The sequence below is a fragment of the Neorhizobium sp. NCHU2750 genome, assembly GCF_003597675.1.
Taxonomy (GTDB): domain Bacteria; phylum Pseudomonadota; class Alphaproteobacteria; order Rhizobiales; family Rhizobiaceae; genus Neorhizobium.
The window spans coordinates 2,038,656-2,062,809 of sequence record NZ_CP030827.1; the positions used below are offsets into that span (position 1 = coordinate 2,038,656).

A 24,154-nucleotide genomic window follows, 5' to 3' on the forward strand; every position below is an offset into this window, starting at 1 on the left:
CGTTATTTTTAAGCGACGTGCTGGAAATACGGCTTTTGAGGCTATAGTTCTCGGCCTGTCAATCCAATTCGCCCCAAATGGCGAGAGACCAATTCCACTATAGGACGGGGACGGCATCTCCATGACAATCGGTATCGTCATCGTCGCTGCAGGACGAGGTGAAAGGGCTGGCTCTCCGGACGAGGGCCCCAAGCAATACAGGCTGATCGGCGGGCGATCCGTCATTGCCCACACATTGGAGACCTTCCTCAACTGGCAACGCAGCGGCCCGATCGTCGTCGTCATCCATCCCGATGACGAAGCACTCTATACGGCCGCCACCAAAGGCCTGTCAGGCGCCGGCGCGCTGACCACCACGTTCGGTGGAGAGACGCGCCAGCGCTCCGTCTACGAGGGCCTGAAGGCGCTTTCCACAACCGAGGCGACTCACGTGATGATCCACGATGCCGCCCGCCCCTTCGTCGACCATGCCATCCTCGACCGCGTTGCAGACGCCTTCGACAAGGGTATCGACGCCGTCCTGCCGGCTGTCAGCGTCACCGACACGCTGAAGCGCGGTGGATCGGACGGGCTGGTGCACGAGACGGTACCGCGCAGCGGCCTCTACGCCGCCCAGACACCGCAGAGCTTTCTGCTTGCCGAGATCCGCGCCGCCCACGAGAAAGCCGCAGCGCTTCGCCGCGATGACTTTACCGACGACGCAGCGATCGCCGAATGGGCCGGCCTGCCGGTCTCCATCGTCGAGGGCTCCGTCGACAACATCAAACTGACCGTCAAGCGGGACATGACCATGGCCGATGAAAAACTCTCCTCCAGAATGCTGCCGGACGTGCGCACCGGCAACGGCTATGACGTGCACCAGCTGGTGGAGGGCGATGGCGTGACGCTCTGTGGCATCTTCATTCCGCACAACCAGAAGCTTCTCGGCCATTCCGATGCCGACGTCGCTCTGCATGCTCTCACAGACGCGCTACTGGCCACCTGCGGCGCCGGTGATATCGGCGACCATTTCCCGCCCTCCGACATGCAGTGGAAGGGCGCCCCCTCGAGAATCTTTCTCGAGCATGCGGCCAATATTGTCCGTGAAAAGGGCGGCACGATCATGAATGCCGATATCTCGCTGATAGCCGAGGCCCCCAAGGTCGGCCCTCACCGCGACCGGATGCGCGAAAACCTCGCCGCCATGCTCGGCATCTCGCTCGACCGCTGCTCGGTCAAGGCGACGACCAACGAGAAGATCGGCTTCGTCGGCCGTCGCGAAGGTATCGCCGCGATCGCGACCGCAACGGTGGTCTACCGCGGAGACGATGCATGAGCCTGTTTGCGGCGGATATTGAAGAGACCGCGAGACGGATTGTTGCCGATTTCTCGGCCCGCGGCCTAATGTTGTCGACGGCCGAATCCTGCACCGGGGGACTGATAGCCGGCGCGCTGACCGATATTCCCGGCTCCTCCGCCGTCGTCGACCGCGGCTTCGTCACCTATACCAACGAGGCCAAGATGGACATGCTGGGCGTCAATGCAGCGACGCTTGAAGCCTTCGGCGCGGTATCGCGGGAAACCGCCTTGCAGATGGTCAACGGCGCCCTGTTCCGCTCACGCTCGAACCTTGCCGTCGCCGTCACCGGCGTTGCCGGGCCGGGCGGCGGGTCGAAGGAGAAACCCGTGGGTCTGGTTCATCTCGCCGCCCGTGCCCGCTCCGGCGCCATTCTCCATCGCGAAATGCACTATGGAGAGATCGGCCGCACCGAGATCAGACTGGCGACAGTGAGGACGGCCTTCGAGATGCTGATCGAAGCCGCCGGCATTTGACAGAATCAGGCCTAGCCGGTTCAGGCATAGACCTTGTCTGCCCGCGCTTCGAATGCGTCGGTGAACATCCGGAAGGCGCGATCGAACATCGACCCCATCAGCGCGCCTAAAATCATGCTCTTGAATTCGTAGTCGATGTAGAAATGCACCACGCATCCCTCGCCGCCATCGGCGGCAGGCTCGAAGCGCCAGCGATTGTCGAGATACTTGAACGGACCCTCGATATACTTCACGTCGATCGCCTGTTCCGCCGGATTGAGCAGGACCTGCGTCGTGAAGGTTTCCTTGATCGCCTTGTAGCCCACCGTCATGTCGGCAAGCAGCAGCGTCTTGCCGTCCCGCTCCTTGCGGGTGCGGATGAGAAGAGCCTCGCAGAGCGGCAGGAATTCCGGATAGCGCTCCACGTCTGCGACCAACGCATACATCTTGTCGGGGCTGTGCTTGACGGGGCGGCGAATTTCGAACTTGGGCATGACGTGCAGTTAAGCCGCGCTCCGGCGAAGATCAAGCCCTGAACAGCCCGAGAAACCGCCGCAACAAGGGCAAGCGCCACGCCTGCAGCCCGACTCGCCGAACCAGATGTAGCCAGACACGCATCACAACCCTGAAATGCATCAAAGCTTTTGGGCTGCATCGCACATCAGCCGCTCATCCTGGGGTCGAGCGGACCCGTTGGGACCATTTTTTTCTGTGCGGATTTCCGCACAGGTAACAGCTATGTGTGCGCTGCAATGCACACTTACGCTTTGATAATCTTCAAGTTAACGAAATTTAATGTATGTTGGGTGGGGTTGTAATATTCACAGATCGCAATCGCGCCTATATTGGTGCATTGCAAAATTCTGAAAATCTATCCATCTGAAAGACGCATACCCATGGACGATTTCGCACAGATGATAAAGCTGCTGGAATCTGCAAAGCAGCTCGCTGACATGAACGGTCTGCCGATGCTGGCCTATTTCATTGAAATGGCGAAGGGCGAGACGCGCGGACACAAGTCAACGCTCCGCGAGCGCAGGCACGGCCAGGACAAGCCCCGCAAGATCGAGGCGGCGGAATAAATCAAGAAAAGGTCTGCCGCCCTTATTCGGCGGCAGCCAATAGCTTCTTCTCACGCGCAGCCCTCAGACGAGCAAAATCGTCTCCGGCATGATGCGACGAGCGTGTGAGCGGGCTGGACGAGACCATCAGGAAGCCCTTCGTATAGGCAACGGTCTCATAGGATTTGAATTCTTCAGGCGTAACGAATTTTTCGACCTTGTGGTGCTTGCGCGTCGGCTGCAGATACTGGCCGATCGTCAGGAAGTCGACATCTGCCGTCCTGAGGTCGTCCATCAACTGCAGCACCTCGTTACGCTCTTCCCCAAGACCGACCATGATGCCCGACTTGGTGAACATCGTCGGGTCGAGTTCCTTGACCCGCTGCAACAGCCGCACGGAATGGAAATAGCGCGCGCCGGGACGCACCGTCAGGTAATTGCCCGGCACCGTCTCCATATTGTGGTTGAACACGTCGGGCTTGGCTGCCACGACCCGCTCCAGCGCGCCCGGCTTCTTCAGGAAGTCCGGCGTCAGGATCTCTATCGTCGTCAGCGGAGAGGCAGCCCGGATCGCCCAGATCACCTTCTCGAAATGCTCGGCACCACCGTCCTCCAGATCGTCGCGGTCGACTGAGGTGATGACAACATGCTGCAGTCCCATTTCCTTCACCGCACGGGCGACGCTTTCCGGCTCTGACATGTCGAGCGCGTTCGGCTTGCCGGTCGCCACGTTGCAGAAGGCGCAGGCACGCGTGCAGATCTCGCCCATGATCATGAAGGTGGCGTGCTTCTTGTCCCAGCACTCGCCAATATTGGGACAGCCTGCCTCTTCGCAGACCGTCACCAGCTTGTTCTCGCGCACGATCGCACGGGTATCCTGGTAGCCCTTCGACACCGGCGCCTTGACGCGGATCCAGTCCGGCTTGCGCATCACCTCGGTATCGGGCCGATGCGCCTTTTCCGGATGGCGGACGCGCTTCTCTTCGGAGAGGGTCGTCCTGTCGAGAATGGTGACCATGAAATCCTGCTTTCAGCCCCAGCTTCATCCGGGAGCACGTTTTCCGTATCGGATATGGTTATTTCGAGACCGCAGCGATCTTCCGCGCGGCAATGCCAGTTCGCGCGCTACATTAGCGCCTTACGATTTTGGCGACGAATAGCAAAAGGCTGGCGCCGAGAAAAGCCGTCACGAAATAACCGAGCCGGCTATCCTGCACGAACACGTGGAAGGCTTTCAGCACGGCAATGGCGACAACCGAGCCGACAATGCCGAGAATGATATTCATGAAGATGCCGAAACGCATATCCATCAGCTTGCCGGCGAGCCAGCCCGCCAGTCCACCGATAATGATCGCCCCGATCCAGCCAACGCTTTCCATCATTCCTCCTGGACTAAAAACAGAAGCCCCTCACCTGAAAAATCTAGCACTTAGCTCATAGCTAAGATGCTGATTTTTCTTCCTCTCCCGCACGGGGAGAAGCAACTCGCGGTGGCGCCTCCACCTTCCTCTCCCTTCGCGGGAGAGAAAGCGATTTCAACACCTTAGCTGGAAGCCAAGTGTTAGAAATCGCAAGAGAGAGGCCACCGCGACAACGCTTACGCGTTCAGTACGCGGCCATAGGCGTCCAGCACGCTTTCCTTCATCGTTTCCGAAATGGTCGGATGCGGGAAGATCGTGTGCATCAGGTCTTCTTCAGTCGTCTCGAGGTTCATCGCCACGACAAAGCCCTGGATCAGTTCGGTGACTTCCGCGCCGACCATGTGAGCGCCGAGCAGCTCGCCGGTCTTCTTGTCGAAGATCGTCTTGACCATGCCCTGGTCCTCGCCGAGTGCCACGGCCTTGCCGTTGGCGGCAAAGGAGAAGCGACCGACGCGGATGTCGCGACCCTGTTCCTTAGCCTTCGCTTCGGTAAGACCGACCGAGGCGACCTGCGGGTTGCAGTAGGTGCAGCCCGGGATCTTGCCCTTGTCGGTGGCGTGAACATTCGGCAGGCCGGCGATCTTCTCGACGCAGACGACGGCCTCATGCTCGGCCTTGTGGGCGAGCAGCGGGCCACCGGCGACGTCACCGATTGCATAGATGCCGGGAACGTTGGTCTTGCCGTAACCGTCGATGACGATGAAGCCGCGCTCAGTCTTTACGCCTACAGCCTCAAGGCCGATGTTCTCGATATTGGCCTGAACGCCGACGGCCGAGATCATCCGGTCGGCAGTGATCTTCTCCGACGTGCCGTCCTTCTTCTCGACCGTCGCGGTGATCGAGTTTGCACCCTTCTCCACCTTGGCGACCTTGGCTTCCAGATGGATCTTGATGCCCTGCTTTTCGAACTGCTTCTTGGCGAAGGCGGAAATTTCGGCATCCTCGACCGGCATGACCTGGGTCATGATCTCGACCACGGTGACGTCGACGCCCATGGCATTGTAGAAGGAGGCGAACTCGATGCCGATCGCGCCCGAACCCATGACGAGCAGCGACTTCGGCAGCTCTTCCGGCTTCATCGCTTCGAAATAGGTCCAGATCAGCTTGCCGTCCGGCTCGATGCCGGGCAGCGCGCGCGGACGGGCGCCGGTGGCGACGATGATGTGCTTGGCGGTATAGGTGCCCTCGCCCAGCGTGTTCTTCGGCACCGGACCCTGCGGCTGGACAACCGGCTTGGTCGACTTGCCGACGACGATTTCGCCCGGCTTGGTGAGCTTGGCTTCACCCCAGATGATATCGACCTTGTTTTTCTTGAACAGGAAGCCGACGCCGTTGTTCATGCGGGCGGCAATGCCGCGCGAACGCGCGACGATCGCCTTGACGTCCGGCTTGATCGAGCCTTCGAGCGTCAGACCGTAATCCTTGGCATGGGTTGCAGTATGCATGACGTCGGCCGTGCGCAGCAGAGCCTTGGTCGGGATGCAGCCCCAGTTGGAGCAAATACCGGCGAGATGCTCGCGTTCGACGACGGCAACCTTCATGCCGAGCTGTGCGGCACGAATGGCGGCGATATAACCGCCGGGGCCGGCGCCGATTACGATAAGGTCATAAGCGTTGGACATAGGCGTTTCCAATCCTCGTTTTGCCGAGACCCAGGCACCCGCCTTGAGGTCTTCAACGGGATGGAAGCGCCTGGCCTTTAGACGGCCAGCTTGATCACTTCTGCGTCTGGCTCAGGCTGAACCAGCATCCCGTAGATTTCATCCTTGAGCTGCCTGCGCTGCTTGCACATGTCGATGAGCATGGCATCGCCGGTCGGCTCGTTGCGTTTCTCGGCCTGATGAACTCTCCGGGTCAGTTCTTCGTAGCTCCGGCAAAGTCGGGCAAAGTGCCCATCCGTCTGCTGGAGATGACGCACAAGCGTCTTGAAATCCGGAAATTCCGCGGCCAGTTCATGCAGCATGCCAGACATGGTCCAAATCCTTTTTTCGTGAGGAAGTGTCCACGCTAGGCCGCCTAAAAATACCTCCGTTGACGCAGATCAAGGGCCAAGCAGCATTCGCACGATCGGCTCCAAACCGCGACCAATTGCCCGAGTACCCTCAGCTGTGAGATGCGTTCCATCGAGGGGGCTGGTATGAGCAACCGAGCCCGCATCGAAGAAGGCACATCCGAGATCGTCCGCCAGATCGCGATAGAGCGAAGCCAGCATCGCCGATTCCTCGATACTGCCACGGAACGTTGCCGAGAACACCGGATTGGCCGTTTCGCATAGCGGTGGCGGCGACATCAGGACAATCTCGGGCACATCGTAGCCGAATGAATAATCATGATTGCGAACGAGCCCCACGAGCCTCTGCATGCCGGCACGCGCCGCATGGGCGGTGCCGGCAATCACCGGCTTCATGTCGTTGGTCCCCAGCATGATGATGACCAGATCGAGAGGCATATGGCTGTGAAGGATCGACGGAAGCGCCTTCACGCCATTGCGGTCGCAATCCGCAAGATGGTCATCATAAGCCGTCGTGCGCCCGCCCAATCCTTCGGCGATCACGTTCACGCCGGGCCCAAGGCACGCAGCAAGGACGCTTGGCCAGCGATCCTCGAATGCGTGACGCTCCGGTCCTTCGGGGTTGTAGCCCCATGTGAGCGAATCGCCGAAGCAGAGAACGGATTTCATTCTGCTGCCCCGTCTACTAGACCAGCATCGACATCGGGTTTTCGATGTAGCGCTTGAAGGCGGATGCGAGTTCCGCACCGAGCGCGCCATCGATGACGCGGTGGTCGAAGGCAAACGTTGCCGACATCACCGTACCCACTTCGATCTTGCCGCCACGAACGACCGGCTTCTCGACGCCGGCGCCGATCGACACGATCGAGGCCTGCGGCAGGTTGACAATCGAGGTGAAGGACGAGACGCCGAACATGCCGAGGTTGGACACGGATGTCGTGCCGCCCTGGTATTCTTCCGGCTTCAGCTTCTTGTCGCGGGCGCGCTTGGCCATGTCCTTCACCTCGTTGGAGATGACCGACAGAGCCTTGGTTTCGGCCTTGCGGACGATCGGCGTGATCAGCCCGTCCGGGATCGAAACCGCGACACCGACGTCGGAATGCTTGTGCAGCACGCGGGCCGTCGAGGTCCAGGAGGCATTCGCCATCGGGACATCCCGGAGCGCCAGCGCCATCGCCTTGATGATGAAGTCGTTGACGGAGAGCTTGAAGCTAGGCACCTCACCCTTCTCGGTCTTTTTCACCGGTGCCGAGGCATTGATCTCGGCGCGCAGCTTCATAAGCGCGTCGAGTTCGCAATCCATCGACACCGTGTAGGACGGAACCGTCTGGGTGGACTCGGTGAGTCGTGCGGCGATCGTCTTGCGCATGCCGTCATGCGGCAGAAGCTCGTAGGAGCCCTCCGCAAACAGCTTGAGCGTCGCATCATCCGACGGCCCCTTGGCAGCGGCTGGTGCCGGGGCGGCAGCCTGGGCTGCGGCCGGAGCAGCAGCCTTTGCGCCACCCGATGCGGCAGCCTTCTCGACATCGGCCTTGACGACACGGCCATGCGGACCGGTGCCGGCAACGGCGGAAAGATCGAGACCGGCTTCCTTGGCCAGACGCCTGGCGAGCGGCGAAGAGAAGACCCGCTTGCCATCGGCAACCGGTGCTGGCGTCGACGGTGCAGGAGCAGCATCGGCAACCGGAGCAGCGGCCTTCGGAGCTTCCGCAGCCTTGTCAGTCGGAGCGGCTTCAGCCTTGGCGGCAGGTGCAGAGCCCACGCCGGCAGCCGCAGCAGCAACGTCTTCGCCATCTTCGGCAAGAACCGCGATCAGCGCGTTGACCTTGACGGATTCGCTACCGGCGGGAACCACGATCTTGGCGATCGTGCCCTCGTCGACGGCTTCGACTTCCATCGTCGCCTTGTCGGTTTCGATCTCGGCGATCACGTCGCCGGACTTGACCTTGTCGCCTTCCTTGACCAGCCACTTGGCGAGGTTGCCCTCTTCCATGGTCGGGGAAAGGGCAGGCATGGTGATGTTGATAGGCATCGTATCACCCTTCCCTTACTTGTAGCAGACGGTTTTGACAGCCTGGACGACCTCGCCGACATTCGGCAAAGCCAGCTTTTCGAGATTGGCCGCGTAAGGCATCGGAACGTCCTTGCCCGCGATCGTCAGGATCGGCGCATCGAGATAGTCGAAGGCCTGCTGCATGACGCGGGTGGCGATTTCCGTGCCGACGGACGACTGCGGGAAACCTTCTTCGACGGTGACGAGGCGACCAGTCTTCTTGACCGATTCGATGACGGTCGGCAGATCCATCGGGCGCAGCGTGCGCAGATCGATCAGTTCGACGTCGATGCCGTCCTTGGTCAGTTCCTCGACAGCCTTGACCGCATAGGTCATGCCGATACCCCAGGAAACGATCGTCACGTCCGTACCCTTCTTGTGGATACGGGCCTTGCCGATCGGCAGCACGAAATCATCGAGCTTCGGCACATCGAAATGATGACCGTAGAGGATTTCGTTTTCGAGGAAGATGACCGGGTTCGGATCGCGGATCGCAGCCTTCAGCAGGCCCTTGGCGTCGGCAGCCGTGTAGGGCTGGACAACCTTGAGACCCGGAATATGGCTGTACCATGCGCCGTAATCTTGGCTGTGCTGGGCCGCAACGCGGGCGGCAGCGCCGTTCGGGCCGCGGAACACGATCGGAGCCCCCATCTGGCCACCCGACATGTAGAGCGTCTTGGCGGCCGAGTTGATGATCTGGTCGATCGCCTGCATGGCGAAGTTGAAGGTCATGAACTCGACGATTGGCTTCAGGCCCGACATCGCAGCACCAACGCCGACGCCGGCAAAGCCGTGTTCGGTGATCGGGGTGTCGACGACGCGGCGGGCGCCGAATTCCTGCAGCAGGCCCTGGGTGATCTTGTAGGCACCCTGGTATTCGGCAACTTCCTCGCCCATGACGAAGACGTTTTCGTCGCGGCGCATTTCTTCCGCCATCGCATCGCGCAGCGCATCGCGGACCGTCATGGAAACCATTTCGGTACCGGCCGGAATATCCGGATCGTTGGCGATCTCGACCTTCGGAGCGGCCGGAACCGGAGCCGAGGCAGAAGAAGCTTCGGCAGCAGGCTTTGCCTCTTCGGCAGCAGCCTTCGGCGCTTCGGCAGCGGGAGCCGCCGAGCCGATCGCATCGGCGCTTTCGCCTTCGGCGAGCAGCACAGCGATCTTGGTATTGACCTTGACGTTTTCGGTGCCGGCGGCGACCAGCAGCTTGCCGATCACGCCTTCATCGACGGCTTCCACTTCCATGGTTGCCTTGTCGGTCTCGATCTCGGCAATGACGTCGCCGGACTTGACGGTGTCGCCTTCCTTCTTGACCCATTTGGAAAGCGTGCCTTCTTCCATGGTCGGAGAAAGCGCGGGCATCAGAATATCGATAGGCATAGGTTCTTTCCTCCCCGCGCTTAGAGCAGGATGTCGGTGTAGAGCTCGGATGCATCCGGCTCCGGATCGTTCTGGGCGAAATCGGCGCTATCGGTGACGATGTCGCGGATGTCCTTGTCGATCGCCTTCAGCTCGTCTTCGCTCGCCCAGCCCTTTTCAAGCAGACGGTTGCGGACCTGTTCGATCGGGTCATGCTCGGAGCGCATCTTCTGCACTTCGTCCTTGGAGCGATATTTCGCCGGGTCGGACATCGAGTGGCCGCGGTAACGGTAGGTCAGCATTTCGAGAATGATCGGGCCCTTGCCGGAACGGCAGTGGGCGAGCGCCTCGTCGGCAGCAGCCTTGACGGCGCGCACGTCCATGCCGTCGACCTGGATGCCTGGGATACCGAAGCCGACGCCGCGCATCGAGTAGTTCGACTGCGCCGTTGCACGGGCGGTCGAGGTGCCCATGGCATAACGGTTGTTCTCGACGATATAGATGATCGGCAGTTTCCAGAGAGCAGCCATGTTGAAGCTCTCGTAGACCTGACCCTGGTTGGCAGCACCGTCGCCGAAATAGGCAACCGAGACGCTGTCATTGTTGCGATAGGCATTGGCGAAGGCAAGACCGGTGCCGAGCGACACCTGAGCGCCGACGATGCCGTGGCCACCATAGAAATGCTTCTCCTTGGAGAACATGTGCATCGAGCCGCCCTTGCCCTTCGACAGGCCGCCGCGACGTCCGGTCAGCTCGGCCATGACGCCCCGCGGGCTCATGCCGGTTGCCAGCATGTGGCCATGGTCGCGATAGGCGGTGATGACCTGATCACCTTCCTGCTGCGCCATCTGCATGCCGACGACGACAGCTTCCTGACCGATATAGAGATGGCAGAAACCGCCGATGAAGCCCATGCCGTAAAGCTGGCCGGCCTTCTCTTCGAAGCGACGGATCAGCAGCATCTCGCGATAGGCATGCAGATCTTCGTCCTTGCCGAAGTCCGGCGTATTCTTGCCGGTGAATTCCTTGGGCGCCGATTTGGTGGTGGTTGCCTTGGTAGCAGACTTTGCCGCTGGCTTGCGGCCGGATGCAGACGCGGATTTAGCTTGCGCCATCGATCCCTCCCTATGTGCTGCACAGAAAGAGCGGCACCGACGCGGGCGATCAACGCCCGTCCCGACCCGCTCGGGTTTCGGCAGCTAACATAGGCAAGAATGTCGCGGCCAGCAATGCTATATTTGCATGGCTCGCATGTAAGATAAATAACTGATATATTTCAGAAAAATCAATGTTAACCGAAATTCGGTTAACTCAGAAATAGTTGTTAAATATGACTATTTCATCCGGGCGCGAGACATTTAATTGATAACGCGCAATTTCGTCGAGCATGTCCTTGTCGAGCGAGCCGTCGCTCATCAAGTGCACCTGGCGCTCCAGAGCCTCGCGCTTGGTCGTCAGCTCCGCCAGTTCGGCAGTTCTAGCCAAGCGCTGCTTTTCGAACTGCTCAGTCGCGATCAGGCCCAGATCGCCATGGATCGAATGATAGCCGAAATAGGAGACGAAAGCGACGGTAATGGCAGGCAGGATCAGACGACCGAACTTCCGTTGCCGATGATGCTTTGTCCACATGCCTGTCTACGCCCTGAATTACGCGACGGGGCGCGAGTCGGCCCCTCTGGTGAGTATCTAGGATTCGCAGAACTTGCTTAACCATTCGTTTCCCGCACACGGCTGCGAGACCGTAACAACCATACGGAAACGACAAAGCCCGCGCCGATGACGCGGGCTTTTCGATGATCACTATCGGAACGTAGCCGAGGCTTAGCCCTTGAGGATCGAGCGGCCGGCGTAAATTGCCTGGGGCCCGAGCATTTCCTCGATGCGGATCAGCTGGTTGTACTTGGCCAGACGGTCGGACCGCGACAGCGAGCCGGTCTTGATCTGTCCGCAATTGGTGGCGACGGCGAGATCGGCAATCGTCGAATCTTCCGTTTCGCCCGAGCGGTGCGACATGACGGCGGTATAGGCTGCCTTGTGCGCGGTCTCGACGGCATCGAGCGTTTCCGTCAGCGAGCCGATCTGGTTGACCTTGACGAGGATAGAGTTGGCGACGCCCATCTTGATGCCATCGCGCAGGCGTGCGGAATTGGTGACGAACAGATCGTCGCCGACCAGCTGTACCTTGGAGCCGATCTTGTCGGTCAGGATCTTCCAGCCTTCCCAGTCGTCTTCAGCCATGCCGTCTTCGATCGAGATGATCGGATACTTGGCAGCGAGCTCGGCCAGATATTCGGCCATGGCGCCCGATTCCAGCGTGCGGCCTTCGCCTTCCATGACGTACTTGCCGTCCTTGAAGAATTCCGTCGAGGCGCAGTCGAGGCCGAGATAGACGTCTTCACCCGGCTTGTAGCCGGCCTTTTCGACCGACTTCATGATGAAGTCGAGGGCTTCCGGTGCGCTCTTCAGGCCCGGAGCAAAACCGCCTTCGTCGCCGACATTGGTGTTGTGGCCCTGGGCACCCAGTTCCTTTTTCAGCACGTGGAAGATTTCAGAACCGATCCGCACCGCATCCTTCAGCGTCTCGGCGCCGACCGGCATGATCATGAATTCCTGGAAGTCGATCGGATTGTCGGCATGCGCGCCGCCGTTGATGATGTTCATCATCGGAACCGGCAGGACATGGGCGCCGGCACCGCCAACATAGCGATAGAGGGGCAGACCGGAGGATTCGGCAGCAGCCTTGGCGACTGCAAGCGATACGCCGAGAATGGCGTTAGCGCCGAGCCGCGACTTGTTCGGCGTGCCGTCAAGCGCGATCATCGTCTTGTCGATATGGATCTGGCTTTCGGCATCGAAACCGCCGATGGCGTCGAAGATTTCCGTATTGACCGCTTCCACGGCCTTCTCGACGCCCTTGCCGCCGAAGCGCTTGCCGCCATCGCGCAGTTCGACCGCTTCGTGGGCACCCGTCGAGGCGCCCGACGGAACGGCGGCACGGCCCATCGTGCCGTCTTCCAGATAGACGTCAACTTCGACGGTCGGATTGCCACGGCTATCGAGGATCTCGCGTGCGATGATATCGGTAATAGCAGTCAAGGGTCTCTCCTCAGAGTTATTATCCACGTGGTCATTGAAAATGTCTCACATTCAATGACACGCCAATTACAGTTGAAACGCTTTTCGCGCTTTGACCACGCTCAAGCGCGCCTCAAGTTCAGGCGGCCTTCGCCACCGCATCGAAAGCCAGAAGCTTTTCCAGAAGCCGCGGCATGTCCTTCAGGTGAACCATGTTCGGCCCGTCGGACGGAGCATTGTCCGGATCCTCATGCGTCTCGATGAAGACGCCGGCAACGCCGACGGCGACAGCCGCACGCGCCAGCGTTTCGACGAATTCGCGCTGGCCGCCGCTCGAACCGCCCTGCCCGCCCGGCTGCTGCACCGAATGCGTCGCATCAAAGATGACGGGCGAACCGAGCGACGCCATGATCGGCAGCGAGCGCATGTCGGATACCAGCGTGTTGTAACCGAAGGACGCACCGCGTTCGCACAGCATCACATTCGGATTACCGCTTTCGGTAAACTTCGCCTGCACGTTCTTCATGTCCCAGGGGGCGAGAAACTGGCCCTTCTTGACGTTGATCGCCCGGCCCGTCTTGGCGGCGGCGACCAGCAGGTCCGTCTGGCGCGACAGGAAGGCCGGAATCTGCAGGATGTCGATCGTCGGCGCCACCAGGCCGCACTGTTCTTCCGTGTGGATGTCGCTCAGAACCGGGAAGCCGAATTCCTTCTTCAGGTCGGCAAAGATCTCCATCGCGTTCTCAAGCCCGATGCCGCGCTTGCCCGACAAGGATGTACGGTTCGCCTTGTCATAGGACGACTTGTAGACAAGCCCGATGCCGAGCTTGGCGCAGAGCTCCGTGAGGTTGCCGGCGATCATGAAGGCGTGATCGCGGCTCTCCATCTGGCAGGGGCCCGCAATCAGCGAAAGCTTGCCGGCATTGGAGAACACAACCTTGTTTGCGCCTTCTCCGACCGAAACCTCAGAATTGGGGGACACTGCCATTTTCATTCCTCGAAACCGAAAAACACGCCTTGGCCGGGCGACGGCGACACAAGCACGCGTCCATCCCGGCGGATGAATGCGACGTCATTAGCAGCAAGGGTGATCTCTGTCACGGCCAGATCGGCGGTGCGGAAGATCACCGCCTGCCCGCAAAGCTCAGCCCCATGCAGCTTGGCGGCAGGCCCGAATTCCTGATGCAGCTGATCTGCGTCCACCACCCGGACCCTGGCATTTTCGCCGGCAAACACCAGCCCGGCCTCCCCTTCCTGCGCAGAAACCGACAGGACGGATTGCAACAGCCTGGCGGAATCGCCGGGCACACCTGAGGAAAGCACGACTTCCTTCAGCCCGGTCACCGCATTGGCATGCACCCTCAGGGACCCCATGTCCTGCGGAAAGGAAACGACGCGCTGACAGGCAAAGGCGAAAAATTCGGACGCACCTTCGAGCGCCGCAAAAGCGAGGCGAAAGCGCCCCTCCCGCTCGTCTCCCTCCGGTGACTTAATGATGCGGGCAAATTCCAGCGGCTCGCCCGCCGAAACCCCACCTTCAACAAAACGCTGGTGATCATCGGAAGCGTCGTCACTAGCGACCACGATCGCCGACAGCCCCTGACGCCCACGCTTGCCGCGAAAGGCAATGTCTCGCTCGACAAACACATTGCCGCGCTTGGCAGCGGTGCCCGCCTTGCGCCGGTCCGCAAGCGCGATCGGCTCCAGATAGGTGCCGTCCTCAAGGAAGATACAGGCATTGGCCGTCCCGAACGGATGCACACCATCAGGCGCAACAGTAAAGCCCAGCCCCGACAGCCGCTCGCGCGCCTGGACCAGATTGCCGACCGGCAAAACGAGATGATCGATTTTCTTAGCAGTCACGCATGTCCCCCAGACTCTGATCCGCCGAAAATAAATTGGTCAGTCCGTCGGGGAGCGCAAGTAGCTTTCTGCCGAGAACGTTATCAGCCATCTCGGAAAGTTATCATATTTTCACGAAAATTTAGGGACTTGCGGAACACATATGGAACATATAGTGTTCGTTCTGCATTTGTTTCAAATCTGAAGGTGCATCAAAATGCTGACCCGGAAGCAACAGGAACTTCTTTTGTTCATTCATGAACGCATGAAGGAGTCCGGCGTTCCACCTTCTTTCGATGAAATGAAGGATGCACTCGATCTCGCATCGAAGTCGGGCATCCACCGCCTGATCACCGCTTTGGAAGAGCGCGGCTTCATCCGAAGGCTGCCGAACCGGGCCCGTGCGCTCGAAGTCATCAAGCTGCCGGAGGCCTATGTGCCGACGCTGCAGCCGAAGCGCGGATTTTCGCCGAGCGTCATCGAGGGCAGCCTCGGCAAGAAACCGCCGGCACCTGCCGCACCCGCGGCCCCGGCCAATGACAGCGCCTCGGCGAGCGTCCCCGTGATGGGCCGCATCGCCGCCGGCGTGCCGATCTCGGCCATCCAGAACAACACCCACGACATTTCCGTTCCGGTCGAAATGCTCGGCGCCGGTGAGCATTATGCGCTCGAGGTCAAGGGCGATTCGATGATCGAGGCCGGCATCCTCGATGGCGATACCGTCATCATCCGCAACGGCAGCACCGCCAATCCCGGCGATATCATCGTTGCCCTTGTCGATGACGAGGAAGCAACGCTGAAGCGTTTCCGCCGCAAGGGTGGATCGATCGCGCTTGAAGCTGCTAATCCCGCCTATGAAACCCGCATCTTCCCGCCTGACCGGGTCAAGGTGCAGGGCAAGCTGGTCGGCCTCATTCGCCGCTATCATTGAAATCAGCAGGATCGGCAAAGCCTTGCTGGTCCTGAAAATCGCCTCCCGCGCCCATGGCGGAAACGTCGACGGACAGGTCGTCTTCGATTGAACTGTTTTGTGAAGGCCTGACCAGCCATGGCGGTAGCGACGCATCATAGATGCCGCGATGCCAGTCATATTGGCGATGAACGGTCCATGGCCGGGCAGAGGCGCTCATTGCCGTTTCGATGATCCATTCGTCGGCGATCGGCGACCCGGCAAAGTCGATCTCGACCGCACCCGTATTGCGTAACGTCCTGCCGCTGAGCAATGGCGTCCCCGAGCGGCACTCGTCGAACCGAGCGCGCGGCGCAACGACGAGCCCCGCGACATCACAGGCCACACCGGTGAAGCGGCTATCCTCGATGACGACGACGATGACACCATCCGGAGACATGATCGCACACCAAGCTTTCGGCTGACATTCGAAGCGGTCCGCGCTCGTGACCTCCATGCGATCCCGCGCACGCTCGATGACGGCTTTCGGCAGGCGGGCAGCGCCAGTTTTCGCCCTGTTCTGCGAAAGGCCTTTGGGGACCTCCTTCGGCATATCCTTATCGCGCCACTCGTCGCGAATGATCGGCGCTTCCGGGTCGGGCAGCCGTCGTGCGCGGCGCCATTGTCCATAGATGAAATCCGGCACCTTCGCCCGGTTGACCGCAATACCGCCCTCCCTGCGAAGTCCCACCAGCGTGCCGTCTTCGGCAATCAGCAGGCTGGACGGCGGTTCCGGCCATGGCTGCAGGAAGAGCCAGAGGGCGACCGCAATCAGCGGCAGGCCGAGATATCTGAGCCGGGTGCGCAACAGCGTCAGAAGCAGCAGGCCTGAAGCGCCGAAGAGCAGAAACGAGGAATGTTGCTGCCCGACGGTAAAGTCGCCTCCCCAGCCCGCTACATGCCTGGCGATGACGATCACCCAGTCCAGGCTTTTGGCCATGACAAAGATGAAGGGCGCATCAAGGCCGAACGGCATCAGTAGCATGGCGATGAGCCCTGCCGGCATGACCAAAAAACTGATGATCGGCATGGAGGCGAGATTGGCCGCAAGCCCATAGGTCGCGATCCGATGAAAATGCTCCACAGAGAACATCGTCGTCGCGAGACTGCCGATCAGCGACGTCATGATGATGCCGGCGACAAACTTCCAGCCTCCGACAAGCCATGTCACTGAAGGGTGATGAAGGGGTAGCGGTTCGCGTGGCCGCCGCTCGGCTCGCCTTGTCCAGGCAGCATAGCCCGCCACCAGCGCGGCAGTGGCGGCAAACGACATCTGGAAGCTCGGGCCGAGCACTTCCGATGGCGTCCAGACGAGAATAATGATGGCCGACAGCGCCACATTGCGCAGGCTGATCGACGGCCGGTCGAGCAGCACGGCGATCAGGATGACGGCCATCATGATATAGGCGCGCTGTGCCGAGACCCCGAAGCCGGAAATCAGGTAATAGGCCGTCACCATGGCAAGCGCCCCGGCCGCTGCGATCTTCTTGACCGGCCAGGCCTGAGCAAAGCCGGGAAACAGCGCCAGCGCCGTGCGCAGTCCGATGAAGAAGATGCCGGCTGCCAGCGCCATGTTGAGCCCGGATATCGCAACGATATGGGCAAGCCCCGCGACCCGCAGCGCTTCCACCGTCTCTTCCGAGATCGCCCGCCGCTCGTCGGTGATGATGGCGGCGGCAAAGGCTCCCGCATCGCCGGGAACGAGCCCCCTGATCCGGTTGCCGATCTGCGCACGCAGATCGAACAGCCACCGCTCCACGGCATAGGACCAGTTGCCGGGATCGACAGACGCCTCGATCTGATGCGGCGCTGCGTAGAAATAGCCAACTGCGCCGATCCCGTCGAAATAGGATGAGAAGGCAAAGTCGTGCAATCCGGGCAACGCAGGCCCCGCAGGCGGCGACAGTCGCGCGCGGCCGGCGATCACCGCGCCATTGTCGAACCGCCCGCCCCTGCCGCTCGCCATCAGCAGCACCTGCCCCGGCGGGCGTCTGATCTCGGGATCGGCTGTCGAGATGATCCTGACGACATAGCGCACCCGACCGGCTCCGGACATTTCACTGCGCTCGACCATGCCGACAATATCGCTGGTGACGGCCGTATCGAGAATGACCGTCGCGCGCCGCCATGTCTCCATCTGCGCCAGCATCATGCCGAGGCTGACGAGGGCGGCGGCCAGCAGGACGGCTCTTGCGGCATGGTTATGCGAAATGGAGAGCGCCGCACCTGTCACGACGATGGCCGCAAGGGCAAACGGCCAGAATGGCGGGTCGGATGCAGACAGAAGCCAGATGACGGCCCCGGCGCCGATTGCGACCGGAACGAACAGGAAGCCATGGCCGTACCGCCCTTCCTCCGCGATCGCTGCCGACATCCTGTCGCGCGCCGCCTGCGCGACGGCCACCACGGACAGCGAGGCTGCAGTTCGGCGCGGCGCGATGGGCGCGAGAACGGGAACGGCCGCCGGCCCGATTCTCTCTGCCGACAAGAGGGCGAGATCGGCCGCGGGCGCGGATGGAGCCATCACGCCGTCGATCACGTTCCCTTCATCTTCGAGCTTATCTGCCATGCAAAAACATGCCCGCTGAGACGCGCAGGCTACAACCTGTGCGTTCTTTTTGCGTGCGTCAACCTGACGCAGCAAGGATCGGCGTCAGAAAGCAAAATCGGAATGCAACATTGGGTTGGCCGAAGCTTGAGATGACATTGCCCAATATATTTCCGCGCTGCACAATTGTCCGCCAGAATTGCTTGGCATCAGCCCAAGGATCATATAGCTAAACGTTGGACGCTTAATGTTTATGGCCCTTTTAGGGCGAATGCCGCCAACCGGTTGGAGGATCAGAATGACGGAAATAAGCGCAAATCTCGCTCTCGGTGAAAAGAAGGTCGACCTGCCGGTTCGCTCCGGAACGATCGGTCCGGATGTCATCGACATCGGCGCGCTCTACAAGCAGACGGGTGCATTCACTTACGACCCCGGGTTTACCTCGACCGCTTCATGCGAGTCCGGCATCACCTATATCGATGGTGATGAAGGCGTGCTGCTTCACCGCGGTTACCCGATCGAACAGCTGGCTGAACACGGCGACTTCCTGGAAACCTGCTACCTGCTTCTCTACGGCGAACTGCCGACGGCAGCGCAGAAGAAGGATTTCGATCATCGCGTGACCAATCACACGATGGTTCACGAGCAGATGAGCCGCTTCTTCACCGGCTTCCGCCGCGACGCCCATCCGATGGCCGTCATGGTGGCAACCGTCGGCGCGCTCTCCGCTTTCTATCACGACTCGACCGACATCACCGATCCGCATCAGCGCATGGTCGCTTCCCTGCGCATGATCGCCAAGATGCCGACGATCGCGGCAATGGCCTACAAATACCACATCGGCCAGCCCTTCGTGTATCCGCAGAACAATCTCGACTATGCGTCGAACTTCCTGCGCATGTGCTTTGCCGTTCCCTGCGAAGACTACAAGGTGAACCCGGTTCTGGCCCGCGCCATGGACCGCATCTTCATCCTGCATGCCGATCACGAGCAGAACGCATCGACCTCGACGGTTCGCCTTGCCGGTTCTTCGGGTGCCAATCCGTTTGCCTGTATCGCCGCCGGCATTGCATGCCTCTGGGGCCCCGCTCACGGCGGCGCCAACGAAGCAGCACTCAACATGCTCCAGGAAATCGGCTCGGTCGACAAGATCCCGGAATACATTGCCCGCGCCAAGGACAAGAACGATCCGTTCCGCCTGATGGGCTTCGGTCACCGCGTCTACAAGAACTACGATCCGCGCGCCAAGATCATGCAGAAGACCACGCATGAGGTTCTGGCCGAGCTCGGTCACAAGGACGATCCGCTTCTGCAGGTCGCCATGGAACTCGAAAAGATCGCCCTCACGGACGAATACTTCATCGAGAAGAAGCTCTATCCGAATATCGACTTCTATTCGGGCATCACCCTGAAGGCCATGGGCTTCCCCACGACCATGTTCACGGTTCTCTTCGCCGTCGCCCGTACCGTCGGCTGGATCGCCCAGTGGGCCGAGATGATCGAAGATCCGCAGCAGCGTATCGGTCGCCCGCGCCAACTCTATACCGGCGAGCCGAAGCGCGATTACGTACCGGTTTCGAAGCGCTAAGCTTCAACGGACAAGACAAACAAAAAAACCCGGTCAGAAATGGCTGGGTTTTTTCGTGTTCAGCAGATCAAGGACGGCGCCGGCAGCCGCCTCCCCGGGCGGGATGGGCACCTGCAGCCGTTGCCAGGCAAGGTCGAACCCTTCGAGCATGGCCCGGCGCTGCAACGTATCGCCGGAAAGCCGCTCGACCCAGCGGCAGAGGCTCGCGGGACGAACCACCTCATTGATATATTCCGGCACCACCGCATAATCGGCAATCAGGTTGGGCAAGGCGCCCGTCCAGATCTTGATGCGGCCCGCCAGAAGCTTGATCAGCCAGTCCGTCTTGTAGGCGGATACGACGGGAACGGTCGAAAGCCCAAGCTCGAGGAGGACCGTACCGGACGCGGCCATGGCTGCATCGGCCTCGGCGAATGCAGTCCACTTACCCTGTGTATCGACCGTCACCTCGATTGGCAGATCGCAGCCTGCAATCAGTTCCCGCACCAGCGCCTCGCGCCTCGGCACGGTCGGCAGCAGGAAGCGCGTCGGACCATTGCGGCGCTGAAACTCGCGTGCAGCCCCGATGAATTCCGGCAGCAGGCTCTTGATCTCGGCCGAGCGAGAACCCGGCAGGAGCATGATCGTCTTCTGCTCACCGGCTTCTTTTACCGGCCGAAGCGCGCGCAAGGCACGCACCTTGAGAAGATCGGCATCATTGCTCAGCCGGTGTCCGACAAATATCGTTTCCGGCCCGCCAAGCTGCGCCATTGCCTCAGGCTCGAAGGGAAGCACCGCAAGCACGCGATCGACGTATGGCACCATCGCCTTGGCGCGGTATTCCTTCCAGGCCCACACGCTCGGACAGACATAATTGACGATCGGCAGGTCGGGCAAAGCCGCCCTCACCTTCTTCGCCACCCGATGGGTGAAATCCGGGCTGTCGATGATGATCAGCAGGTCGGGACGCGCCGCCGCAATCGCAGCCGCCGTCTGGCCGATCCGCTTCATCAGCTTCGGCAGGCGCGACAGGACCTGGGTCAACCCCATGATCGAAAGCTCGGAGAAATCGAACAGCGAGTGAAGCCCCTGCGCCGTCAATGCATCACCGCCGACGCCGACGAGTTCCACCGGACCGCCGTAGCGAAGCTTGAGCGCCGCGATCAGATCGCCACCCAGCAGATCCCCGGAAACCTCACCGGCAATGACGGCAACCTTCAGCGGCGCATTCATTTGAGACCTCCTTTGGGCAGTTCCGGATCTATGCCGCAGACGAAGATGCCGGCAGCATCGGCAGCCGCAATGACCGCCTCCTCTTCCAGCACCAACGCGCCGCCCGCCTCTACCGCGACACCGGCAAGTCCGGCCTTCGCCGCATTCTCGATCGTGGAAGGGCCGATCGTCGGCAGATCCGCACGCATGTCCTGCTGCGGCTTGCAGAGCTTGACGAGCACGCCGCGCCGCCGCGCCGATATCCGTCCCTCGGCTCGAAGCGAGGCGACCCGCTGCAGCATCGAATCGGTGCCCTCGACGCCTTCGAGCGCAATCACGCGGCCGCCCACGGAAACCGCGCCCTGGCCGATATCGAGATGGCCGAGCATGCGCGCAGCCTCGGTTGCCTTGTCGATGTCGCGAAGATCGTCACCGGCCGGAGACATGCGGCCCAGCGGCCCGATCCGGGCAAGCAGCCCCGGCGCAATGTCATGCGCACCAACCACCTCGCAGCCCATCGCCTCGATGAGCTGGATGACCATCTGCAGCACGGTGTCATCACCGTGTGACAACAGCGTCCTGACGACCGATGGCATTTTCAGGATCGTCTTGAAGGTTGGACGGATATCGCGCCAATCCGGCCGGCGAACGACGCCACCGGACATGACCACGCGGCCGACGCCCTTCTGCTTGAAGGATTTTTCGATATCGGCGAGATTTCCGACGCCAAGCGAGATCGTTTCAAAGCCATCAAAGGGATGGCTCGCCTCGTCCTTGAGCGCGATGATGAACGGATCTTCGCCGCCAGCCCGAGCGGCCTCGGCGATGCGCAGCGGCAGGAGCCCTCGCCCGGCGATGATCGCCAGGCGCCCCTTATGAGCCACGCCCGGCGCGCCGGCCATGAGGCTCAGGCCTTCCTACGGAAAGGCGAGGAAATGGCCCGATCGCTGTCTGCAGTGATGAAGTCGATGATTTCCATCGCTTCGGCGCAATCGACGTAATCGTCATGGATTGCCGCCGCATTCGCCCGGATATTACCTTCGCCTTCGAAAATATCCTTGAAGGCGCGTCGAACGCGATGGATCGTCTGCTTCTCTACGCCCGCACGCGTCATGCCGACCACGTTGAGCCCGCCGAGAACACCCGGATTGCCGTTCAGCATGCCATAGGGGATGACGTCGTAGTTGACGGCCGAAAGCCCACCGATGAACGCCTGCCGACCGATACGGGTGAACTGATGCACCGCGCAGCCGCCGCCGAGGATCGCCCGGTCGCCCACATGCACATGCCCGGCCAGCATCACGTTGTTGGACATGATGATATCGCTGCCGAGCTGGCAGTCATGGGCGACGTGACTGTTGGCGAGGAACAGGCAATTGTCGCCGACGACGGTCTTGCCGCCGCCACCGACCGTGCCGGTATTCATCGTCACGCCTTCGCGCATGGTGCAATTGGCACCGATCGTCAGCGTCGAACCTTCGCCCGCCTCGTGCAGGCTCTGCGATGTTCCGCCGATCACGGCCATCTGGAAGATTTTGCATCCCTTGCCGATCACGGTCCTGCCCGTGACGACAGCATGGGAAGCGACTTCCACATCATCGCCGAGAACGACGTTCGGGCCGATATGGCTGAACGGCCCGACGACGACATTCTCTCCGATCACGGCTCCATCTTCGACGACAGCGAGCGGATGAACGCGCGCGCTAGACGCAATGGTGCTCATTCTTTTTCCTCATGGACGATCATGGCGCCGATATCGGCTTCCGCCACCAGCGCGCCGTCGACCTTCGCGTCACAATGAAATTTCCAGATATTGGCACGCTGCTTCTGTTTGACGACATGGAACTCGACGCGATCGCCCGGCACGACCGGCTTGCGGAAGCGGGCATTGTCGATCGTCATGAAGTAGACGAGATTGCCGCCCTCACCCTGCTTGCGCGCGCAGATAGCGCCGGCCGTCTGGGCCATGGCTTCGACGAGAAGCACGCCCGGCATGATTGGCCGCTCGGGAAAATGTCCTTGGAAATGCGGCTCGTTGGCAGTCACGTTCTTGATGCCGATCGCCGAATTGTCGCCGTCGATATCGATGATTTTGTCGACCAGAAGAAACGGATAACGGTGAGGCAAAAGCGTCATGATTTCCTGAATGTCGGCCGCGCCGAGCTCCGGCTTGGTCTCATCAGTCATTTGTAGTCTCTCCTTTGCGTTTTGCTCTCTCGTCGGCCTGAGCCATCTTCTCCGCCATCTCGCGGAGAAACACCTTCATCGGTCGGGCCGGTATGCCGCCATATGTAACTCCCGGCGGGACATTTGCCACCACGCCGCTCATGGCCGCAATCTGCACGCCGTCGCCGATGGTGATATGGCCGTTTATGCCCGATGCGCCACCGATGAGCACGCCATTGCCGATCTTGGTTGACCCGGCAATGCCCGCGCCCGACGCGATACCGCAATGGCGTCCGATCTGCACGTTATGCGCGATCTGGACATGATTGTCGATCTTCGTTCCTTCACCGATCACGGTATCGTCCATCGCACCGCGGTCGACCGTGGTATTCGCCCCGATCTCCACATTGTCCTGGATGATGACGCGGCCGATCTGCACGATCTTCAGCATGCCGCGCGGTCCCGGCGCAAAGCCGAAACCGTCCTGCCCGATCCGCGCACCGTTATGGATGATGACATTGTTGCCGATCAGCGCCGCAATGACGCTGGCGCCGGCCGCAATCGTGGTATTGCGTCCGATCTGCACATCCGCGCCGATCACCGCCCCCGCTCCGATGCGGCTGCCCGACCCGATATGCGCGCCCGCGCCGACAACGGCCATCGGTTCGACGATCACGCCATCTTCGAGCTTCGCGGTCACGTCGACATAAGCGGCAGGTGAAATCCCATCCGGCTCGGATGTGATTGCCGTCGGCCGCATTGCCTGCGGATGCAGCAGCGCACCGGCCATCGCAAAGGCACCATGCGGCGTCTTGGTGGAGAGTACGGCAATGTGCCCGGGCACCATGCTGACGAGGCCAGGATCGCAAATGATCGCGGATGCCCGACAGGTTTCGAGCTCGTGGCGGCTCTTGCGTGACAGGATGTAGCAAACCTGCCCGTCCTGTGCCCGACCGACCGGCGACACGGAACGGATGATGCGGTCGCCCGCGCTTTCATCCAAGAGAACAGCCCCAAGATGGGCTGCCAGCTCTTTCAAGCTCACGCCATCGTGGGGCGGAAAGAAATTGTTGTGATCCATAAAGCCAAAGCTCCG

At 60.8% G+C, this 24,154-nt stretch carries 24 protein-coding genes; 5 read left to right on the plus strand and 19 right to left on the minus strand.

The genetic code is table 11. The annotated features are described in order from the left end of the window. The first annotated feature begins 121 nt into the window (after positions 1-121). Positions 122-1,315, plus strand: a complete 1,194-nt coding sequence (locus NCHU2750_RS10030; protein WP_119940304.1) for a bifunctional 2-C-methyl-D-erythritol 4-phosphate cytidylyltransferase/2-C-methyl-D-erythritol 2,4-cyclodiphosphate synthase — start codon at positions 122-124, stop codon at positions 1,313-1,315. After that, the gene (locus NCHU2750_RS10035) at positions 1,312-1,812 is read left to right on the plus strand and encodes a CinA family protein (protein WP_119940305.1); all 501 of its coding nucleotides are present in this window, start codon (positions 1,312-1,314) and stop codon (positions 1,810-1,812) included. Before NCHU2750_RS10030 ends, NCHU2750_RS10035 begins: the two co-directional genes overlap by 4 nt. Positions 1,813-1,832: 20 nt before the next feature. Here NCHU2750_RS10035 and NCHU2750_RS10040 read toward each other — a convergent pair whose 3' ends face one another. Further along, on the minus strand, positions 1,833-2,285 hold the full coding sequence (locus NCHU2750_RS10040; protein WP_119940306.1) for a type II toxin-antitoxin system RatA family toxin: 453 nt from the start codon (positions 2,283-2,285) through the stop codon (positions 1,833-1,835). Between the two features lie 402 nt (positions 2,286-2,687). On the opposite strand from NCHU2750_RS10040, the gene NCHU2750_RS10045 reads away from it, so the two are divergent. Then, the gene (locus NCHU2750_RS10045; protein WP_119940307.1) at positions 2,688-2,873 is read left to right on the plus strand and encodes a hypothetical protein; all 186 of its coding nucleotides are present in this window, start codon (positions 2,688-2,690) and stop codon (positions 2,871-2,873) included. A gap of 22 nt (positions 2,874-2,895) precedes the next feature. Here the strand turns inward: NCHU2750_RS10045 and lipA are convergent, their stop codons facing one another. From lipA to NCHU2750_RS10105, 12 genes are all read right to left on the minus strand, one after another. Further along, positions 2,896-3,870 carry a lipoyl synthase gene (gene lipA, locus NCHU2750_RS10050; protein ID WP_119940308.1) on the minus strand — a complete coding sequence of 325 codons (975 nt, stop codon included), beginning with the start codon at positions 3,868-3,870 and terminating at the stop codon, positions 2,896-2,898. Positions 3,871-3,982: 112 nt separating this feature from the next. Continuing rightward, complete coding sequence (locus tag NCHU2750_RS10055; protein ID WP_119940309.1) at positions 3,983-4,231, minus strand: GlsB/YeaQ/YmgE family stress response membrane protein; 249 nt, start codon at positions 4,229-4,231, stop codon at positions 3,983-3,985. Between the two features lie 218 nt (positions 4,232-4,449). Continuing rightward, positions 4,450-5,895: a dihydrolipoyl dehydrogenase gene (gene lpdA, locus NCHU2750_RS10060; protein WP_119940310.1), complete on the minus strand. Its 1,446-nt coding sequence runs from the start codon at positions 5,893-5,895 to the stop codon at positions 4,450-4,452. A 77-nt stretch (positions 5,896-5,972) separates the two neighbouring features. Then, complete coding sequence (locus tag NCHU2750_RS10065; RefSeq protein WP_119940311.1) at positions 5,973-6,245, minus strand: HP1242/YdcH family protein; 273 nt, start codon at positions 6,243-6,245, stop codon at positions 5,973-5,975. A 69-nt stretch (positions 6,246-6,314) separates the two neighbouring features. Beyond that, complete coding sequence (locus NCHU2750_RS10070) at positions 6,315-6,953, minus strand: SGNH/GDSL hydrolase family protein (protein ID WP_119940312.1); 639 nt, start codon at positions 6,951-6,953, stop codon at positions 6,315-6,317. Between the two features lie 16 nt (positions 6,954-6,969). Further along, positions 6,970-8,316, minus strand: coding sequence for a pyruvate dehydrogenase complex dihydrolipoamide acetyltransferase (locus tag NCHU2750_RS10075; RefSeq protein ID WP_119940313.1), 1,347 nt, complete (start codon positions 8,314-8,316; stop codon positions 6,970-6,972). A gap of 15 nt (positions 8,317-8,331) precedes the next feature. Next, complete coding sequence (locus NCHU2750_RS10080; RefSeq protein WP_119940314.1) at positions 8,332-9,720, minus strand: pyruvate dehydrogenase complex E1 component subunit beta; 1,389 nt, start codon at positions 9,718-9,720, stop codon at positions 8,332-8,334. A 20-nt stretch (positions 9,721-9,740) separates the two neighbouring features. After that, positions 9,741-10,814 (minus strand): pyruvate dehydrogenase (acetyl-transferring) E1 component subunit alpha, encoded by a 1,074-nt coding sequence (gene pdhA / locus NCHU2750_RS10085; RefSeq protein ID WP_119940315.1) that lies wholly within the window; start codon positions 10,812-10,814, stop codon positions 9,741-9,743. 196 nt (positions 10,815-11,010) lie between these two features. Beyond that, positions 11,011-11,328, minus strand: a complete 318-nt coding sequence (locus NCHU2750_RS10090; protein WP_162939569.1) for an FtsB family cell division protein — start codon at positions 11,326-11,328, stop codon at positions 11,011-11,013. A gap of 192 nt (positions 11,329-11,520) precedes the next feature. Continuing rightward, entirely contained in the window at positions 11,521-12,795 is a 1,275-nt protein-coding gene (gene eno / locus NCHU2750_RS10095; protein WP_119940316.1) for a phosphopyruvate hydratase, read from the minus strand. 118 nt (positions 12,796-12,913) lie between these two features. Further along, entirely contained in the window at positions 12,914-13,762 is an 849-nt protein-coding gene (kdsA, locus tag NCHU2750_RS10100; protein ID WP_162939570.1) for a 3-deoxy-8-phosphooctulonate synthase, read from the minus strand. Between the two features lie 2 nt (positions 13,763-13,764). Further along, the gene (locus tag NCHU2750_RS10105) at positions 13,765-14,637 is read right to left on the minus strand and encodes a VOC family protein (RefSeq protein WP_119940317.1); all 873 of its coding nucleotides are present in this window, start codon (positions 14,635-14,637) and stop codon (positions 13,765-13,767) included. A gap of 196 nt (positions 14,638-14,833) precedes the next feature. On the opposite strand from NCHU2750_RS10105, the gene lexA reads away from it, so the two are divergent. Next, the gene (lexA, locus tag NCHU2750_RS10110; RefSeq protein WP_119940318.1) at positions 14,834-15,547 is read left to right on the plus strand and encodes a transcriptional repressor LexA; all 714 of its coding nucleotides are present in this window, start codon (positions 14,834-14,836) and stop codon (positions 15,545-15,547) included. Here lexA and NCHU2750_RS10115 read toward each other — a convergent pair. Then, entirely contained in the window at positions 15,528-18,134 is a 2,607-nt protein-coding gene (locus tag NCHU2750_RS10115; RefSeq protein ID WP_245480378.1) for a ComEC/Rec2 family competence protein, read from the minus strand. The genes lexA and NCHU2750_RS10115 overlap by 20 nt on opposite strands. Before the next feature lie 277 nt (positions 18,135-18,411). Between NCHU2750_RS10115 and gltA the strand changes: the two genes are divergently transcribed. After that, positions 18,412-19,701, plus strand: a complete 1,290-nt coding sequence (gene gltA / locus NCHU2750_RS10120; protein WP_119940319.1) for a citrate synthase — start codon at positions 18,412-18,414, stop codon at positions 19,699-19,701. 33 nt (positions 19,702-19,734) lie between these two features. On the opposite strand, the gene lpxB is transcribed toward gltA, so the two are convergent. Genes lpxB through lpxD form a run of 5 tightly spaced genes read right to left on the minus strand, consistent with a single transcriptional unit; the run spans position 19,735 to position 24,139 of the window. Next, positions 19,735-20,913: a lipid-A-disaccharide synthase gene (gene lpxB / locus NCHU2750_RS10125; protein ID WP_119940320.1), complete on the minus strand. Its 1,179-nt coding sequence runs from the start codon at positions 20,911-20,913 to the stop codon at positions 19,735-19,737. Next, positions 20,910-21,794 carry an LpxI family protein gene (locus NCHU2750_RS10130; protein WP_119940321.1) on the minus strand — a complete coding sequence of 295 codons (885 nt, stop codon included), beginning with the start codon at positions 21,792-21,794 and terminating at the stop codon, positions 20,910-20,912. The genes lpxB and NCHU2750_RS10130 overlap by 4 nt, the downstream gene beginning before the upstream one ends. 5 nt (positions 21,795-21,799) lie before the next feature. After that, positions 21,800-22,615: an acyl-ACP--UDP-N-acetylglucosamine O-acyltransferase gene (gene lpxA / locus NCHU2750_RS10135; protein ID WP_119940322.1), complete on the minus strand. Its 816-nt coding sequence runs from the start codon at positions 22,613-22,615 to the stop codon at positions 21,800-21,802. After that, positions 22,612-23,079 carry a 3-hydroxyacyl-ACP dehydratase FabZ gene (fabZ, locus tag NCHU2750_RS10140; RefSeq protein ID WP_119940323.1) on the minus strand — a complete coding sequence of 156 codons (468 nt, stop codon included), beginning with the start codon at positions 23,077-23,079 and terminating at the stop codon, positions 22,612-22,614. Before fabZ ends, lpxA begins: the two co-directional genes overlap by 4 nt. Further along, positions 23,072-24,139 (minus strand): UDP-3-O-(3-hydroxymyristoyl)glucosamine N-acyltransferase, encoded by a 1,068-nt coding sequence (gene lpxD, locus NCHU2750_RS10145; protein ID WP_119940324.1) that lies wholly within the window; start codon positions 24,137-24,139, stop codon positions 23,072-23,074. The genes fabZ and lpxD overlap by 8 nt, the downstream gene beginning before the upstream one ends. Positions 24,140-24,154: the final 15 nt, after the last annotated feature.